General features: G+C 38.7%; 15 protein-coding genes. 12 read left to right on the top strand and 3 right to left on the bottom strand.

The features are described 5' to 3' along the window. Positions 1-6: 6 nt before the first annotated feature. The 8 genes from rpmI to J8L71_RS08480 all read left to right on the top strand — a co-directional run bounded on the left by rpmI (position 7) and on the right by J8L71_RS08480 (position 7806). The gene (rpmI, locus tag J8L71_RS08515) at positions 7-207 is read left to right on the top strand and encodes a 50S ribosomal protein L35 (protein ID WP_002960713.1); all 201 of its coding nucleotides are present in this window, start codon (positions 7-9) and stop codon (positions 205-207) included. Positions 208-222: 15 nt separating this feature from the next. Further along, positions 223-585: a 50S ribosomal protein L20 gene (gene rplT / locus J8L71_RS08510; protein ID WP_004587841.1), complete on the top strand. Its 363-nt coding sequence runs from the start codon at positions 223-225 to the stop codon at positions 583-585. 386 nt (positions 586-971) lie between these two features. Next, on the top strand, positions 972-2789 hold the full coding sequence (locus tag J8L71_RS08505) for a M14 family metallopeptidase (RefSeq protein ID WP_211000162.1): 1818 nt from the start codon (positions 972-974) through the stop codon (positions 2787-2789). Between the two features lies 1 nt (position 2790). Further along, positions 2791-3432, top strand: coding sequence for an MBL fold metallo-hydrolase (locus J8L71_RS08500; RefSeq protein ID WP_211000161.1), 642 nt, complete (start codon positions 2791-2793; stop codon positions 3430-3432). A 108-nt stretch (positions 3433-3540) separates the two neighbouring features. Further along, positions 3541-3999 carry an Lrp/AsnC family transcriptional regulator gene (locus J8L71_RS08495; protein WP_002960703.1) on the top strand — a complete coding sequence of 153 codons (459 nt, stop codon included), beginning with the start codon at positions 3541-3543 and terminating at the stop codon, positions 3997-3999. A gap of 117 nt (positions 4000-4116) precedes the next feature. Then, positions 4117-5673: a SulP family inorganic anion transporter gene (locus tag J8L71_RS08490; protein WP_211000160.1), complete on the top strand. Its 1557-nt coding sequence runs from the start codon at positions 4117-4119 to the stop codon at positions 5671-5673. A 238-nt stretch (positions 5674-5911) separates the two neighbouring features. Then, the gene (locus J8L71_RS08485; RefSeq protein WP_058549093.1) at positions 5912-6985 is read left to right on the top strand and encodes a histidine kinase; all 1074 of its coding nucleotides are present in this window, start codon (positions 5912-5914) and stop codon (positions 6983-6985) included. Further along, the gene (locus tag J8L71_RS08480; protein WP_211000159.1) at positions 6982-7806 is read left to right on the top strand and encodes a LytTR family DNA-binding domain-containing protein; all 825 of its coding nucleotides are present in this window, start codon (positions 6982-6984) and stop codon (positions 7804-7806) included. Before J8L71_RS08485 ends, J8L71_RS08480 begins: the two co-directional genes overlap by 4 nt. Positions 7807-7868: 62 nt before the next feature. Here the strand turns inward: J8L71_RS08480 and pyk are convergent, their stop codons facing one another. Next, on the bottom strand, positions 7869-9305 hold the full coding sequence (gene pyk, locus J8L71_RS08475; RefSeq protein WP_211000158.1) for a pyruvate kinase: 1437 nt from the start codon (positions 9303-9305) through the stop codon (positions 7869-7871). Between the two features lie 378 nt (positions 9306-9683). Between pyk and gndA the strand changes: the two genes are divergently transcribed. Continuing rightward, positions 9684-11057: an NADP-dependent phosphogluconate dehydrogenase gene (gene gndA, locus J8L71_RS08470; protein ID WP_211000157.1), complete on the top strand. Its 1374-nt coding sequence runs from the start codon at positions 9684-9686 to the stop codon at positions 11055-11057. Positions 11058-11138: 81 nt separating this feature from the next. Here gndA and ansA read toward each other — a convergent pair whose 3' ends face one another. After that, positions 11139-12149 (bottom strand): asparaginase, encoded by a 1011-nt coding sequence (gene ansA / locus J8L71_RS08465; protein ID WP_138683616.1) that lies wholly within the window; start codon positions 12147-12149, stop codon positions 11139-11141. An 81-nt stretch (positions 12150-12230) separates the two neighbouring features. Then, positions 12231-14096 carry a signal peptide peptidase SppA gene (gene sppA / locus J8L71_RS08460; RefSeq protein ID WP_211000156.1) on the bottom strand — a complete coding sequence of 622 codons (1866 nt, stop codon included), beginning with the start codon at positions 14094-14096 and terminating at the stop codon, positions 12231-12233. 219 nt (positions 14097-14315) lie between these two features. Here sppA and J8L71_RS08455 point away from each other — a divergent pair, with 219 nt between their 5' ends. From J8L71_RS08455 to J8L71_RS08445, 3 genes are all read left to right on the top strand, one after another. Further along, entirely contained in the window at positions 14316-16277 is a 1962-nt protein-coding gene (locus J8L71_RS08455; RefSeq protein WP_211000155.1) for an NADPH-dependent 2,4-dienoyl-CoA reductase, read from the top strand. A gap of 92 nt (positions 16278-16369) precedes the next feature. Further along, the gene (locus tag J8L71_RS08450) at positions 16370-17053 is read left to right on the top strand and encodes a DoxX family protein (RefSeq protein WP_211000154.1); all 684 of its coding nucleotides are present in this window, start codon (positions 16370-16372) and stop codon (positions 17051-17053) included. A gap of 237 nt (positions 17054-17290) precedes the next feature. Beyond that, entirely contained in the window at positions 17291-17839 is a 549-nt protein-coding gene (locus tag J8L71_RS08445) for an NAD(P)H nitroreductase (RefSeq protein WP_211000153.1), read from the top strand. Positions 17840-17997: the final 158 nt, after the last annotated feature.

Here is a 17997-nt window from a genome sequence, read left to right as displayed (position 1 = left end):
ATTGCAATGGCTTATAAGCTAAAAAGTCACAGTGGCGCTGCTAAGCGTTTCAAAAAGACTGCTTCTGGCGGTTTCAAGCGTAAACAAGCGCATCTTCGTCATATTCTGACTAAGAAAACTTCTAAGCGTAAGTTACACCTACGTCCTAAGATGATGGTTCATAAGAATGACCATGGTCTAGTTTCACGTATGTTACCATTCGCTTAATAGGGGTTTTTAGAAATGGCAAGAGTTAAACGCGGCGTTGTCGCACGTGCACGTCACAAAAAAGTTTTAAAACAAGCGAAAGGTTACTACGGAGCACGTTCACGTGTTTACCGCGTAGCTTTCCAGGCTGTTACTAAAGCGGGTCAATACGCTTACCGTGACCGCCGTGCGAAGAAACGTACTTTCCGTCAATTATGGATTGCACGTATCAATGCAGCTTCACGTCAAAATGGTCTGTCTTACAGCCGTTTTATCAATGGTCTTAAAAAGACGTCTGTAGAAATCGATCGTAAGATCCTTGCAGATATCGCTGTTTACGACCAAGTTGCATTTGCAGCGCTTGTAGAAAAAGCAAAAGAAGGCCTAGCGGCAGCTTAAGTTTTTTCATATAAGTATTAAAAAGGAGCCCATGGCTCCTTTTTTTGTGCCTGAATTTTTTTGGCTTTGATTAGCTTAATTTCATGACATAAGGTGTTTTTTGACACGTCAGTAAACTTGGCCTCATTAAAAATAGCCAATTAAAGTAATATATTTCAAATAATTAGTTAATCATCTTTAAAGTTTACGGTCTGTTATTTTGATTAGTGAAATATATTTTTTATTATATAAAATCAGCATACAAACTTGTTTTAATGAATTTAGGTCGATAGGTTCAATAAATTACGGTTACTGGCTGTGTATTTTTGTTGAATCACCGCAGTTTTATAATATAAAAAAGTTTAATTGATATAATTTTGCTATTGAGGCGTTAGGTTGAGAATAATATGATTGCAAGTCTTTTAGTGCTGTCTGCAAGTGTGGCGTATGACGCACATTTACCACCACTCATACAGTGGCAAGGTAAAAGTAGTGAGTTACTACAAAAAGAAGGTCCGTTAACAACAGACTTTGAGCTATCTGCAGGTGAAATATCACCAAACTACGAAGACACGATGGCATTTGTAGATAGGCTAGTGGCAGCAAACCCCACTCAATTTAAGTCTCAAACTATAGGTTACAGCAATAGTAAGCGTGCAATAAAGATGTTGGTTGCAAGCGAGCAAGGCTTTTTTGACGCTGGGCAAATGGCCAATAGCACTAAACCGACTATTTTTATTCAAGCTGGTATTCATGCCGGTGAGATAGATGGTAAAGATGCTATGTTTATGTTGCTACGTGATATTGCAACAGGAAAACGCCGCGATATATTAAAAAAGGTAAATATATTATTTATTCCTATTTTAAATGTCGATGGGCACGAGCGAAGCAGTGCGTTTAATCGGATAAATCAGCGTGGCCCTGCAAAAATGGGTTTTCGTACGAACTCTAATAACCTCAATCTAAATCGTGATTTTACTAAATTAGATACCCCCGAAGTCAAAAGCGTTTTAAAGATTATTAATGCCTATAACCCAAATTTATATGTTGATGTTCACGTAACTGATGGCGCAGATTACCAGTACGATGTGACGTACGGGTATAACCCTGTATTTGCGAGTGAGTCTCCGGCAGTATCAGATACATTAAATCATTACTTTAAGCCGTTAATAGATGAAAAGCTTGCCGAGCAGGGGCACACCCCTGGGCAACTTGTATTTGTTATGGATAAACGCGATTTTAAAAAAGGGCTAGCGGGCTGGGTAGCGACGCCTCGATTTTCAAATGGATGGGGAGATTTAAAGTCATTACCAACAATATTAGTCGAAAACCATTCATTAAAACCTTACAAACAACGCGTTTTAGGTACTTATGTATTTTTAGATGGTGCGATTAGTGCGTTATCAAAACATAGCCATGAACTAGCGAATGCGGTAAAAAAAGAACAAGAATTTGTACCTAAACAGCTAATAGTTAAACGTGGTTATTCAAAGCAAGCAGATTTTATAAGTGAATTTAAAGGTATTGAGTATTCTACTACTATGAGCGCGCTCTCAGGGCAAAATGAGGTTAAGTATTTAGGAAAAGCCCACACTTATTCAGATTTACCAATATATTGGCAAAAAGAAGTCATCAGCACAGTAGAAGTGCCAAAGGCGTTTTTTATTCCACCAGTATATAGCAATATTATTGAAAAGCTAAAGTTACATGGAGTATCAGTTAATAAGCTAGAAGGTGCAAATACACAGCCTTTAAAAAAGGCTAAGGTTATTGACTATGCATTTGATAAAGCACCATTTGAAGGACGCTTTAGGGTATCGGCAAGTTTTGATTATGTCCCTGCGATAAATGTTGATTTAGATGGATGGTATCAAGTTAATACACAGCAAAAGGCCGGTGAGTTGGCAGTTCATTTATTACACCCAGAAGCGCCGGATTCATTTTTTGCGTGGGGCGAGTTTAATACTATTTTTCAGCGAACCGAATACATGGAAAATTATGCACTTATACCCTTTGCTCGCCAAATGCTTAAAGATAATCCTAAGCTTGCACTTAAATTTGACGAAAAATTAAAGGATAAGTCATTTTCTGAGGATGCCGATGCACGCCTAGATTGGCTATATGAACAAAGCCCATTTTACGACAAAGCATATTTACAATACCCAATACTTATGTCATTTGAAGAGCCTGTTGTTATTCCAGATCAAAAGAGTAAAGAGATATAACATGCAAGTTATTACTATACCAGTTACCCCATTTGCTCAAAATAGCCGAATTGTTATATGTACGCAAACCAATCAAGCAGTTGTTATAGATCCAGGTGGCGATACTGATAAGATAATTACAGCACTCAATGACAGGCAGTTAGATTTAAAAGCTATTTGGTTAACGCATGGGCACTTAGATCATGTTGGTGGCGCCGATACACTGCGCAAGTACTTTAATGTACAACTAATTGGTCCTCAGAAAGATGAAGTCTTCTGGTTTGAAAACTTACCAATGCAAGCTCAAATGTTTGGCTTTGCACAAATTACCCCGTTTTACCCTGACATATGGCTAAATCATGACGATGTTGTAAGTGTAGGTAAGCTTAGCTTTGTTGTTAAACATTGCCCAGGACACACGCCAGGGCATATTGTTTTTTACCAACCACAACACGAAACTGTGATTGTCGGAGATGTCATATTTAAAGGCTCAGTAGGGCGTACAGACTTTCCTAAAGGGGATAGTAAGCAACTTATAGAGTCGATAAAAGCACACATTCTTACCTTACCAGATAACACAAAAATTTTATCCGGACATGGAAGCGACACCACTGTGGGTTTTGAAAAACAAACAAACCCTTTTGTAAGCGGTAAATTTGGCTAAATAGCGTCACCTAATGCTTAAAATGGTTATAAAAAATTAAAAATATGCAGACTGTTTTTTAAAAGAGCTGTATAATTTAACCAGTTTATTTGATAAATAAGAAATAAAATGTCTCTAAATCACGTAGATCGCCAAATATTGGCACTTTTACAACAAGATGCTAGTTTATCGACTGCAGAAATTGCAGATAAAGTAGGTTTGTCTCAGTCTCCATGCTGGCGCCGAATTGCTAAGCTTGAGCAAGACGGGTATATAAAAAGCAAAGTGGCTCTTTTAGATGAGAAAAAGCTTGGCTTTGATATGCTTGTTTATGCACATGTTCGCTTATCTAATCATGGTAAAAAGAACCTTGCTGAGTTTGAAAAACTAATTATGAGTTACGATGAAGTAACTGAATGCTACACAATGGCCGGCACTATGGATTTTATGTTACGCATAATTTCTCAAGGCATTGAAGGCTACGAGCATTTTGTACGCGATAACCTATTAAGCTTAGAATACGTACAAGAAGTTCATTCAAACGTAACAATGACGTGTGTAAAACGCAGTACTTCTCTTCCTTTATAAAAAGCACTTCTTGTTAGGTTAAATCTTAGCTTAACCACATAATGACAATTGTTAACTGAGCGCTAATTTGATAGAATTTAGCGCTTTTTTTGATACCTATAACACCTGAGGAACTCGATGTTTAACTTACTCAGTAGAGCCCCAAGCTCTGCTAAAAACGATATTCTATCTGGTTTAACCGTGGCACTTGCCTTGGTACCAGAAGCTGTTGCGTTTGCCTTTGTTGCAAATGTAGAACCTTTAGTTGGTCTATATGCCGCGTTTATCGTTGGTTTAATTACGGCAATATTTGGTGGCCGTCCTGGGATGATTTCAGGTGCTACCGGTGCACTTGCTGTTGTAATGGTAAGTTTAGTACTTGATCATGGTGTTGAGTACCTGTTTGCAACCGTATTACTCATGGGAATACTGCAAATTCTCGCAGGGGTCTTCAAGCTCGGTAAATTTATTCGTATGGTTCCTCATCCGGTAATGCTCGGTTTTGTAAACGGTTTAGCTATTGTTATATTTTTAGCACAATTAGGGCAATTTAAAGTGCCTGATGGTGCCGGTGGACAGCAATGGATGACAGGCAATCCGCTTTATATCATGCTTGGCTTAGTTGCATTGACTATGGCTATAATTCATTTTTTACCAAAATTAACTACTGCTGTGCCTTCTTCTTTGGTGGCTATTGTAACCGTAACAGGTTTAGTAATTGGTTTTGATTTAGAAGCACACACCGTACTTGATTTCTTAAAAGGTATGACTGGAAATGAAGCGGCAACCATTGCCGGTGGCTTACCTGAATTTCACATCCCTATGGTACCGTTTACTCTAGATACCCTCTATATTATTTTTCCATATGCGCTTATTTTAGCAGCTATTGGCCTAATCGAATCATTATTAACACTGAGCTTAATAGATGAAATTACTGAAACTCGCGGTCATTCTAACAAAGAATGTATCGGCCAAGGTGCTGCAAATGTAACGTGTGGTTTTTTTGGTGCGATGGGTGGTTGTGCAATGATTGGTCAATCAATGATCAATATTAATTCTGGTGGTCGCTCGCGTTTATCAGGAATTAGCGCCGCATTAATGTTACTTGCCTTTATTATTTTTGCCTCGAGCTTAATTGAAATGATTCCACTTGCTGCCTTAGTGGGTGTTATGTTTATGGTTGTGTTAGGTACATTTGAGTGGGCAAGCTTTAAGATGATGAAGCGTGTACCGCTATCTGACGCATTTGTTATTGTGCTTGTATCAGGTGTAACCGTGGTAACTGACTTAGCAATTGCAGTGTGTGTAGGTGTAATTGTATCTGCATTAGTGTTTGCTTGGCAGCATGCAAAACACATCTATACTACAAACTATATCGATGAACAGGGCGCTAAAGTATATGAGCTTCACGGGCCGTTATTTTTCGGCTCAGTCAAAAACTTTGCGGAGCTATTTGATGTTAAAAACGACCCTAAAGACGTGATAGTAGAGTTTAAACACAGTCGTGTTTCTGATCATAGTGCAATAGAAGCAATAGACAGCCTTGCAGATAAATACACTAAAGCAGGTAAACAACTTCATTTACGCCACTTAAGTAAAGACTGTACACAGTTATTACATAAAGCGCGTGATTTAGTTGAAGTTAATGTGATTGAAGATCCAACCTATAAAGTTGCATCAGATAAACTCGCTTAAGTCTTACTAAGCGACCTTAATTCAAAAAGCGAAAGGCCAAAACCTTTCGCTTTTTTAGTGCGATGATAAAAGTTTGCGGTAAGACTCGCATAAAGCAAGATAGGTGGTACTGCTAAGCAAACGGATAAATCTATATAATAATGAAAGCTGACTTTAAACAATAAACAATAAGCAATAAATAAAAATAAACGCACCTAATATAAAGTTAGTATTTAACTATACGGAGTAAATGTAAATTTTGAACTGGCAATCCTTAGTCGATAACAGACAACGCTTTTTTTGGCTTTTGCAAATTGCAGGTTGGATTGGTTATGCGTTAGTAAATTACATTGGCTCTAAAGTATTTGAAATGCGCGACATATACGTATTTGTTATTTTACTTAATGCGTATGCCGGCTGTTTAATGACAGTGCCACTAAGGTACATTTATCGTAAAATTTGGAACGCCTCGCCTTGGGTGTTAATGATTGTTGTATTTGGTGCTTCGTATATAACGGGCACTTTATGGGCGGTTGTTCAAAAGTTTAATTTATGGGAAATATACCGCCATGGTTATAGGCCCGAAGAGTGGTTTTATTACCTACAACAAGGCTTAGATTCTGTTTATATTATTCTATGTTGGAGTGGTTTGTACTTTGGCGTTAAATATTACCAGCTATTACAAAGTGAACGACAAAAAGCGCTAAAAGCCACGACTATGGCACATGAAGCGCAATTAAAAATGCTTAGGTATCAGCTTAACCCTCATTTTCTATTCAATACACTAAACGCTATTTCTACATTAATTTTGGTGAAAGAAAACAAAGATGCTAACTTAATGGTAGCAAGACTAAGTGACTTCTTACGCTATACACTAAATACTGATCCAATTAAAAAAGTACCACTTGAGCAAGAGTTACATGCATTAATGCTCTACCTTGAAATAGAGCGGGTACGTTTTGACGAACGATTAAAAGTAAATGTAGATATAAGCGAGCAAGCTAAAGAGGCATTAGTGCCAAGCTTAATTTTGCAACCAATAATTGAAAACGCAATTAAATACGCTATTGCCCATTTAGCGCAAGGTGGTGTGATAGATATAAAAGCACAAGTATTTGCAAACGAATTATTATTAGAAGTTGGCGATAATGGCCCTGGCACTGAAATACTTGATGGCCAGCTAGTAAATGCCCAAGGGGTAGGGGTTGCTAACACCAAGGATAGATTAAAAACGTTGTATGAAAATAATTATTCGTTTGTATTATCACATAATACGCCAAGTGGATTAAAAGTTAATCTGCGAGTACCGTTTGAAAAGGCTGTGAAGAAATGACTAAAATAAAAACACTTATCGTTGATGACGAACCCTTAGCAAGAAAAGGTTTAGCAGTAAGACTTGAAGATTTTGCTGATATTGAAGTGATAAAATTGTGCAGCTCAGGCGCAGATGCAATTGAAATGTGTCAAAGTGAACAAATAGATTTAGTATTTTTAGATATTCAAATGCCAGGCATGAATGGTTTTGAAGTAGCAAGAGCGCTAAGCGAAAGTACAAAAGCATTACCTGCGATTGTATTTGTAACTGCCTTTGATCAGTTTGCTGTTAAAGCGTTCGAAATTCATGCGCTAGATTACATTTTAAAACCCGTTGATGATAACAGACTAAAACAGGCGGTAGAAAAAGTGCATACCTATTTAAAAACGCAGCAAGACAACGTCCATAAGAAAAAACTAGCGAGTTTTGTAGCCGGAATTACTGGTAATAATTGCGAAGAAATATTAAAAAAATTAGCCACAGGCGATACGCTAACAGATAGACGTTACCCAGAATCATTGGCTGTAAAAGAGCAAGGTGAAATAATACGTGTGCCAGTGGCCACTATTCAGTGGGTAGATGCTGCCGGTGACTATATGTGTTTACATTGCCAAGACGGGCAAACACACATACTACGAAAAACAATGAAGGAACTTGAGCAAGAGCTCGATCCTCATTTATTTGTTCGCGTACACCGCAGTGCAATCGTTAATACAAAACAAATAAGTAAACTGGTTACGCAAGTAAGTGGTGAGTATTTATTAGTACTTGAAAACGGGCAAGAGCTTAAAGTGAGCCGAAGCTACCGTGACAAGGTAAAAGCAGCACTCGCGAGCTAGTGTGATATTTTAAAGACATAAAAAATGCGAGCTTAGCTCGCATTTTTTATACAAAGCAGAAATTACGCTACAGTTACAATTTTCATTGTGTTAGTAGCGCCCACAGTTTCCATAGAATCACCGTGAGTTATAATAACTGTATCGCCAGACTGTAATGACCCTTGAGCTACAAGCGTATCAAGTGCAGCTTTAACCATGCCGTCTTTTTCAGTTTTTGTTGAATCAAAAAGCACAGGGTAAACACCACGGTAAAGCGCTGTTTGACCAAGTGTACTTGCGTGACGTGAAAGCGAGTAGATTGGTAAACCAGAGCTTATACGCGACATTAATTTAGCTGTGCTACCTGACTCAGTAAGCGTAACAATCGCTTTTACAGAGTCTAAGTGGTTAGCTGCATACATAGCTGAAAGGGCAATTGACTCTGCGTTATTAGAAAAACGGCTGTCTAAACGGTGCTTAGATACGTGCGTTTCTTTTTGAGATTCAGCACCTAAACAAACACGTGCCATTGTAGCTACTGTTTCTTCAGGGTAATCGCCTGCAGCTGTTTCAGCTGAAAGCATAACCGCATCAGTACCATCAAGTACCGCATTTGCAACATCCATAACTTCTGCACGTGTTGGCATAGGATTATCGATCATTGATTCCATCATTTGTGTTGCGGTTACAACAGTACGGTTTAATGAACGAGCACGACGAATAATTAGTTTTTGCTTACCCATAAGAGCAGCATCACCAATTTCAACACCTAAATCACCACGAGCAACCATTACAGCGTCAGACGCTAAAACGATATCATCAACAGCTTCTTGAGTTTCAACTGCTTCTGCACGTTCAATTTTTGCAAGTAGTTGTGCTTTTGAGCCTGCAGCTTCAGCAAGTGAGCGTACATAGCGCATATCGTCACCACTACGTGGGAATGATACTGCAATGTAATCTACGTTAATTTCAGCCGCAGTTATTAAATCTTCTTTATCTTTTTCAGTAAATGCAGGTGCAGTTAAGCCACCACCTAAACGGTTAATACCTTTATTGTTAGATAATACGCCGCCAACAGTTACGCTACAGTGCACTAAATGACCATCAACTTCTTCAACAGTAAGTTGGATTAAACCATCATTTAACAGTAGTAAATCACCTGGCGTTACATCTTGTGGTAATTCTTTATAATCAATACCTACAGCGTTTACATCGCCTTCGCCTTTTTCCATTTTTGCATCAAGAGTAAATTTTGCACCCACGGCAAGGTTTACTTTACCTTCTTTAAAAGTAGAAACACGGATTTTAGGGCCTTGAAGGTCTGCAAGAATTGCAATGTGCTTACCTAATTTTTTGGCGATATTACGAACTGCTTGTGCACGGTCTTTATGATCTTGGGCAACACCATGTGAGAAGTTTAAACGTACTACATTGGCCCCAGCGATAATTATTTTTTCTAGGTTGTTATCTCTATCGGTAGCAGGCCCAAGGGTAGCGACTATTTTTGTGCGTCTTAGCATCAATTTCTCCTGTGTGCTTGGTGAAAGCAGGTTGACTGTTATTTTGTTTACTAAAAATATCTATATTAGAATAAAACGTTTTTAGTTGTAGGCAAACATCAAAGGTTTACCACTATTTTATACAAAACTATTGTGTCATCATTATGACACCGGTGTCAGAATGCGTCAATGATCTTAATTTCAAATAGCTTGCTTTTAGTCACCCTTAGGGCATTGATGTTTGATATAATTACGTAGCTTATTTATCTGTAATAAAAAAGCATGTTGTATTGACTCGTGGTTAGTATTTTATAACTGCATGAGTATAATGCACGCGGTATTATTTAATTTATACACTGAATTTTCTAACCAAATAGTTGTTACCGAGGAGGACACTAAATGCAAGTTGCATTAGTAGGGTTAGGCGTTATGGGGAAAAATCTTGCCCTAAACTTGATTGAAAAAGGGATAACGCTCGTTGCTTATGACAAAAACCCACATGCGGGTGAAGAGTTATTAAGCTGTGCTAAATCTCAAGGCATGGCTGAACGACTTCACATTGTTTCTGATTTAAGAGACATGGTAAGGCGTTTAGAAGCACCTCGTTCTATTTTATTACTTGTTCCTGCTGGAGAACTAGTTGATGCTGTTTGTAATGAACTAGTAGAAGCGGGCGTAGAGTGTAACGATATCATTGTAGATTGCGGTAACAGCAATTATAAAGATGGTATAACGCGTAAACTTAAATACCAAAACAAATTTGAATTTGCCACCATGGGCATCTCAGGTGGGGCCGAAGGCGCTCGCCACGGACCAGCTATGATGGCCAGTGGCTCTGAAGGTGGTTGGGGAAGAATTGAACCGTGGTTTGAAAAAGCAGCTGCGAGTTTTAATGGTGAATCGTGTTTTGCACGCGTTGGCCAATCTGCCAGTGGTCATTTTGTAAAAATGGTTCACAATGGTATTGAATATGCCCTGATGCAGCTTATTGCTGAAGTATATCAACTACTTCGTATTGGCACGGGCCGTTCACCTAAAGAAGTTGCTGAAATTTTTAACGACTGGTCTCAGGGTCAATTAAATAGCTACTTATTGTCTATCTCTAGCCATATTTTATCACTTGAAAATCAAAATAATGTGCCTCTTGCTGACTTAATTGATAATAAAGTAGGCGCCAAGGGCACCGGTCTTTGGACTGCACAAAATGCATTAGAACTAGGTATTGCGGTACCATCACTTGTAGCTGCAGTGCAGGCACGTCATTTAACAAACGCGTGTAACACAACTGCTGCACAAGAAATGTCGTACGCAGCTAAATCTACTAATAATGTTGATATTGATTTAGAAGAGTTAAAAGACGCATTTTTACTTGCAAGTTTGTTAGCTTACCGCCAAGGCTTAGCACTTATCAAAGGTGCATCGCGTACTCACCAGTGGAAAGTTGATTTATCTAAGACACTTCAAACGTGGCGTGCGGGTTGTATTATCCGTGCTGACTACTTAGATAGTGTTGCACAAGGTGTTGAATTTATTGATACCCTTGAAAAAGAGTCAAACTCTTTACGCAAAATTACCGGCCAAGCCGTAATGACTGGTTTAGCATTTCCGGTATTAGGTGCTACGCAAACGTATTTAGCAACACTTACCACACCTAGTAATGGGCATTTAGTACAAGCCCAGCGTGATTACTTTGGTGAGCATGGTGTAAAAACTCACAGTGGCGAGGCTTGTCACTTAACTGACTTAGTCGATTTAGACGCTAAAGTTAGATAATTATTACGTAATCAAAATTTGGTTACGTAACACACTAAAGGCACGCTAAATAGCGTGCCTTTTGCTTTTTGGTAAAAAAAGTTACCTGCTTAATTCACCGCGTAAATTGTCTTGCATTAAATGGCGTATAGTTTCTACTTCAAGCTTTTGGCTAAGTAAGTAATGTAATTTAGTCAAACATGCCTCTAAAGTCATATCGTAACCACTAATTACACCAATATTTAAAAGTGCATTGCCGGTTGCATAGCCGCCCATATTTACATGGCCTTTCAAGCACTGGGTTAAATTAATAATAACTACACCACGTTTACTCGCTTGCTCAAGTATGGCTAAAAAAGCTGGATCTTGCGGGGCATTACCTACGCCAAAACTGAGTAATACTAATGCTTTTATGCTGCCGTTAACTAGGCTTTCCACCACTTCTTTACTTATACCTGGGTATAAATAAAGTACACCAATTGGCTGTGGTGTAATTGAGGTTACCTGTAACTCGTTTTCAACATACGGGCTAAGCTGACCTTTAATAAGCTGAATATTAATACCAGATAATGCTAAAGGCTCAAGGTTAGGCGATGTAAACGCATTAAAGCCATCTGCATGTGCTTTGGTTGCTCGATTACCTCTAAATAACTGATTATTAAAAAATAAGCTAACTTCAGCGATAGGGTAATTAGCAGCTAAATACATTGCATTTAGTAAGTTCACTTGCCCGTCAGATCGCAGCTGAGACAACGGTATTTGTGAGCCAGTAACAATAACGGGTTTAGTTAAGTTCTCGAACATAAACGACAGTGCCGATGCAGTGTATGCCATTGTATCTGTGCCATGAAGCACAACAAAGCCATCATAATCTTGATATTTACTCTTGATATCGTTAGCAATAAGTTGCCAATGCTCAGGTGACATATCGGAGGAGTCGATAAGAGGGCAGTATTCGTGAATATCAAATAAAGGCATTTCTTCACGATTAAATTCTGCGTTATTAACTACAGTTTCAGTTAAAAAGCCTTCAGCCGGAATGTATCCACGGCTCGATTTTTTCATCCCTATAGTACCGCCAGTGTAAGCGATATAAATGCGTTTACGTTTCATAAAAAAGCCCAGTAAAAAAACTGGGCTTAGTATAGCGTTAAGCAGCTCTAAATACAGCTACTTAGGAACGTAGGTGCACTTTTATTGTGCAACACGACACACTAAACAGCGAGCGTATACGCCTTGTGGATCGTTATAATCTTTAAGGTTTTCTACTTCTGTGCTTAATTGGTTAATAACACTTTGTAAATTAGCCTGTGTAGCTAACACCGACGCTTTTTGTGTTTGTAATCCAAGCATTGATTTAATTGACGCGTTACCAAAAATATCTTGAATCATTTTCTCTTGCGGGCTTAAATCTTGTTTGATTGTTTTAACTTCATAATGATTAAGCTTGGCAAGTGCAGCGGCTGCTTTTATTGCGTCTTGCTTATCACCTAGTTTATCAACCAAGCCAAGCTCTTGCGCTTTAGAAGCAATCCAAACTCGACCTTGAGCAATTTTATCTACTTGCTCCGGGGTCATGTTACGTGCATCGGCAACCACAGCTAAAAAACGGCCGTAAGCTTCTTCAACACTCATTTGAATAACTTCTGCCATCTTTTCATTTAATGGACGCGTAATCGAAAAGCCAGCCATTTCGGTTGTAGCAACGCCGTCTGAATAAACACCAATTTTAGACAGGGTGTTTTCAAATGTCATAAATGTACCAAATACACCAATAGAACCGGTGATTGTGCTTGGTGCTGCCCAGATTTCGTTAGCTGCTGAGGCAATCCAATAGCCGCCTGAAGCGGCAACAGAGCTCATAGATGCAATAACCGGTTTACCTGCTGCTTTTAATGCAAGTACTTCGGCGCGAATGACTTCTGAAGCAAACATGCTGCCGCCACCTGAATCTATACGAAGAACAACAGCTTTAACTTTATCATCAAGGCGAGCTTTACGAAGTAGAGCAGCGGTAGAATCACCACCAATTTCACCTGCTTTACGTTCGCCATCTACAATAGTGCCTTTAGCAACCACTACAGCCACTTTTTCGGTAATTGGATTATCAAATTCGATAGGCGGTCTAACTAAGCTTAAGTACTCACGAAATGATACTTGCTTAAATGTTTTACCATCTTCTTGTGCGCCTACTAACTCTATTAATTGTTGACGAACTTGTTGATTTGTTTTTAATGAATCAACCCACTGGTGATCAAGTGCATATTTACCTGCATCGCCATCGGCTGCTTTCATTTTTGCAAGGTAAACATCCATTGTTTCATCAAAGTTAGACTCATCAAAAGGGCGTACTGCTGAAACATCGTGTTTGTACTCGCTCCAAAGCGCTCCTAACCATACACTATTAGCTTCTTTAGCTGCATCAGACATATCATTACGGATAAACGGCTCTACCGCAGATTTAAATGTACCAACACGGAAAATATGCTGCGTTACTTCTAGTTTTTCTAGAGCATCTTTAAAGTAAAGTGGATACATGCCGTAGCCTTCTATAGCTACACTTCCATAAGGGTGCATTGCAACTTCATCAGCGTGCGATGCTATATAATACTGCGCTTGAGTATAGTAATACCCAGATGCAATAACTTTTTTACCTGCTTGTTTAAATGCATCGATAGCATTAGTAATTTGCTTGAGTTTATTTAAATGCGCTTTAGGCATTTCTTGTAAATCAAGCAGCATGACAGTAATACGGTCATCATTGGTTGCTTCATTTATTACTTCGACAACATCGTCGAGTAGAATTTCGCTTGGTGCCTCAGAGCCAGAAGTTGCATCGCTTAGTGCTGCTTCTACTGGATCAACATATGTTTTTTCTTCAACAATGGGGCCATTGAGGTTAAGCCTAAGCACAGAACCGTTTTCTATAATTATTTCATCGTCATCACTTGATAGTGAAACAAAAAAAACGATGACCAGTAATAAAAACAAAATGTTGAGTATCAAACGGCGAGAAAAGTTTATTCCAGCCCAAATACCTTTAAATACCTTTGCTATCAAAATAGCTCCTTAATTTGGTACAGCTAATACATTAGTTCCATCTTAGCCTAGAATAAAAATAAATTTAACTGCTAAATCGTAACGAAGTGTTTATGAGAGACTATAAATGTAAGTTTCGACTACAATTTTTAATTAAATGCTGGCACATATTGCTTATTACTTGCCATTAAAGCAGAATTAGTTAATGTATACAGGTTAGACCAGTTAACGAGGCACAGGATGTTAGAACAACAACTACAATTAAAACACACACAATTACGTAACCGCTTAGTAATGGGGTCAATGCATACCGGCTTAGAAGAAGGGTGGCATAACCGTAAACGTTTACGCGCCTTTTATGAAGCTCGCGCCAAAGGTGGCACTGCTATGCTTATTACAGGTGGTTACAGCCCTAATCTACGTGGCAAATTAACGCCTGTATCATCTTCTTTTAATAGCTACTACGATGTATTTAAACACCGTGCGTACACAGACGCTGTACATCAGCATGGTGGTAAAATTTGTTTGCAGTTACTACATGCTGGTCGCTACGCGTATCATCCATTCAATCAAGCACCTAGTGCAATAAAAGCACCTATTAATCCTTATAAACCTAAAGCTATGTCACTTAGCTCGATTAAAAAAACCATAAAAGACTTTGCTCACTCAGCTTACATGGCTGAGAAAGCAGGCTACGATGGCGTAGAGGTTATGGGTTCAGAAGGGTATTTAATCAATGAGTTTATGGCTCCGCATACAAATAAGCGCACTGATGAATTTGGTGGAAGCCTAGAAAACAGAATGCGTTTAGCTCTTGAAATAGTTAAAGCGGTTAGAGCAAAAGTTTCTGAAAAGTTTTTAATCATTTTTAGACTATCGGTAATCGATTTAATCCCAGATGGCTCAACGCCAGATGAAGTCGTCATTCAAGCTACTGAACTTGAAAAAGCAGGTGTTGATATTTTTAATACGGGCATTGGTTGGCACGAAGCACGAGTACCAACAATTGCGAGTATGGTACCGCCGGGCGCATTTAAAGAAGCATCAAAACGTTTAAAAGATGTAGTGGATGTTCCGGTTATAGCGGTAAACCGTATTAATACCCCTGATATAGCAAACGATATTTTAAGTGCCGGTGAAGCTGATCTAATTTCAATGGCGAGGCCATTACTTGCAGATCCTGAGTTTTTTAATAAGTATGCTAATCAGCAATCAAAGCAAATTAATATTTGTATTGGTTGTAACCAAGGTTGTCTAGATCATGTATTTAAAAATAAACGTGCTACATGTTTGGTAAATCCTCAAGCTGCGTTCGAACTTGATTACCCATTGGAAAAAGCCACTAAAGCTAAAAATGTACTGGTTGTAGGAGCAGGCCCCGCTGGGTTATCGGCTAGCTGTTATTTGGCACAAAAAGGGCATAACGTTACGTTAATTGATCAAAAAAACCAAATGGGTGGTCAATTTAACTTAGCAATGCAAATACCTGGTAAAGAAGATTTTAATCATACATTGGCATACTTTACCAATGAGCTTGAGCGATTAAAGGTAAATGTTGAACTAGGCAAAGCGTATGACGACTCGATGTTGAACAACTACGATGACATTGTGTTTGCAACAGGTGTGCGCCCTCGTGAAGCATCAATTAAGTGTAGTGATGGCAAACGAGTGTTTGCTTATGATGAAGTAATACGTGGTGAAGTAGAGCTTGGTAAGTCCATTGTTATTTTAGGGGCTGGCGGTATCGGCTTTGATATGGTGGCATTTTTAAGCGAGCATAAATCACAAACTATTAGTGACTTTAAATCGCAATGGGGTATTGAGTGTAAGCCACAACCGCACAAAGACGAACGCCAATTGTTTATGCTTAAAAGAAGTTCTGGTCGGTTTGGTAGTGAACTTGGCAAAACAACAGGTTGGATTCACCGTCAAGTAGCAAAGCAGCACGGTGTTAAACAAATTGCTGACTGTCAGTATCAAAGCTTTGATAATAATGGTTTAACTATAGCGGTAGCAGGAGAAACACAAGTGCTTGCGGTTGATACGGTTATTGCATGTATTGGTCAAGTTTCTAATGATGAAGTATTAAAATCACAGGTCGAAAACGCTAAAGTACATGTTATTGGCGGCGCTAAACTTGCTGCTGCTATTGATGCTAAACGGGCTATTTTTGAAGCATTGCAAATAGCGAGAAGCATTTAAATTGGTAAATAAAATGAAATAATGCCCTAATTCATGCGGTCTTTGCTGTTTATAGTCTATAACTTAATAAACTTTGAACACACAGGACACACATGAAAAAACTAACCCACCTATATCATTTTGCTATTGGTAAATTATCGTTTTTAGATGGTTTGCCAGCTTTACTATTTCGCCTTATTTTAGCTCCTGTTATGATCATCGCAGGTTATAACAAGCTAGCTATAAGTGGTGATACCCAAGGCTTTTTTAATAACCTATTAGCGTCACCAGATGTTGTGCAATGGTTTGGAAATAGTGAATGGGGCTTGGGCTTGCCATTTCCAGATTTACTGGCTTTTTTAGCTGGTTGGAGTGAGTTTTTAGGTGGTTGGTTCTTATTAATCGGTCTACTTACTCGCTTAGTCAGTATCCCGCTAATGTTTACAATGGTTGTAGCTGCAACATCTGTACATTGGCATAACGGTTGGTTTGCCATTGCACCGACTAACCCCGACACGAGTGCAGCACAAGTTCTTGATTGGTTATCTATCCCTGGTGCAAAAGAAAGTCTCGAAAATACACTTGAAGTACAAGATCGCATAGGCAAAATTCGCGGGTTAGTTGAAGAGCATGGCTTTCCTGATTACTTGTATGAAAAAGGCAAACCATCAATTTTAAACAATGGCATAGAGTTTTCGGCCATATATTTTGCGATGTTGCTAAGCTTATTTTTTGTAGGTGGAGGGCGCTTCGTAAGTGTTGATTATTGGTTAAAGCGATCAGTCATTAAAGAGTAGTGCGGTGTAAAATAGTAAAGCGGTAGTACAAATATATTCTGTACTACCGCTTGTGTTTTATACTCTTAGTTTTATACCCATTTTATTTTTACCTGCTGAACCATTTTATAGGTTAAATTATCTTTAGCTTTATTAAACGTATTTAAAAAAGCAGCCTAATACGAGGGGAATGTAAGCAGATTGGTAATATTAAGGTTTTAAATGCTATTCTAGCGTTTTGAATTTTGAGACATTATTATGAATGCTATCGAGCTTTTACTTACTCGCCAATCAGACTCTAAACTTACTGAGCCCGGCCCATCACCTGAGCAACTCGACATAATAGAGCAAGCAGCACTGCGTGTACCCGACCATGGTTGTATTGCACCGTGGCAGTTTATTATTGTGCAGGGTAACGCCCGCCATAAACTAGGTGAAATATATCATCAATGCGCCGTGGCAGAGCAACAACCAGAAAAAGTAATTAACCGAGCCAAAGAACTTCCTCTTCGAGCACCAATGATTGTAATTGCTATTGCTAAATACGAAGAACATCCAAAAGTGCCGCGTATTGAGCAAGTGCAAAGCGCTGGGTGTAGTGTGCTTGCAATGCAGCAAGCCGCGTTTGCACAAGGTTTAGGGGGCGTATGGCGCACAGGTTATTTCGCGCAAAGCCAAGGTGTTAAACAAGCGCTAAAACTAAATGAGAAAGACGAAATTGTTGGCTACCTTTACATAGGCACTCCAGAGGTTGATTGCAAAAAGCCTGCGCGCCATAAGCCTGAGAATTATTTTACCTCTTTGTGAAATAGTATGAACTTTTTGAAGTTTGCATAGTCATATTTCATTAAGGTTATGAATAGTAGTATTAAAAGTTAATCGCGTTGCTGTGAGAAGCGCTCGGAAGCATCAAATTAATTCTTCTTCAGTTTGTTTTTTAATCGGTTGTTTTTTGATACATTATG

It is taken from the genome of Pseudoalteromonas sp. MMG007, from assembly GCF_018100985.1.
Classification (GTDB): domain Bacteria; phylum Pseudomonadota; class Gammaproteobacteria; order Enterobacterales; family Alteromonadaceae; genus Pseudoalteromonas.
This window is presented reverse-complemented; position numbering and strand designations above follow the sequence as displayed.

Coding starts and splice junctions, on each gene's coding strand:
- rpmI (WP_002960713.1), top strand. CDS start 7: ATGGCTTATAAGCTAAAAAGTCACAGTGGCGCTGCTAAGCGTTTCAAA.
- rplT (WP_004587841.1), top strand. CDS start 223: ATGGCAAGAGTTAAACGCGGCGTTGTCGCACGTGCACGTCACAAAAAA.
- J8L71_RS08505 (WP_211000162.1), top strand. CDS start 972: ATGATTGCAAGTCTTTTAGTGCTGTCTGCAAGTGTGGCGTATGACGCA.
- J8L71_RS08500 (WP_211000161.1), top strand. CDS start 2,791: ATGCAAGTTATTACTATACCAGTTACCCCATTTGCTCAAAATAGCCGA.
- J8L71_RS08495 (WP_002960703.1), top strand. CDS start 3,541: ATGTCTCTAAATCACGTAGATCGCCAAATATTGGCACTTTTACAACAA.
- J8L71_RS08490 (WP_211000160.1), top strand. CDS start 4,117: ATGTTTAACTTACTCAGTAGAGCCCCAAGCTCTGCTAAAAACGATATT.
- J8L71_RS08480 (WP_211000159.1), top strand. CDS start 6,982: ATGACTAAAATAAAAACACTTATCGTTGATGACGAACCCTTAGCAAGA.
- pyk (WP_211000158.1), bottom strand. CDS start 9,305: ATGCTAAGACGCACAAAAATAGTCGCTACCCTTGGGCCTGCTACCGAT.
- gndA (WP_211000157.1), top strand. CDS start 9,684: ATGCAAGTTGCATTAGTAGGGTTAGGCGTTATGGGGAAAAATCTTGCC.
- ansA (WP_138683616.1), bottom strand. CDS start 12,149: ATGAAACGTAAACGCATTTATATCGCTTACACTGGCGGTACTATAGGG.
- J8L71_RS08455 (WP_211000155.1), top strand. CDS start 14,316: ATGTTAGAACAACAACTACAATTAAAACACACACAATTACGTAACCGC.
- J8L71_RS08450 (WP_211000154.1), top strand. CDS start 16,370: ATGAAAAAACTAACCCACCTATATCATTTTGCTATTGGTAAATTATCG.
- J8L71_RS08445 (WP_211000153.1), top strand. CDS start 17,291: ATGAATGCTATCGAGCTTTTACTTACTCGCCAATCAGACTCTAAACTT.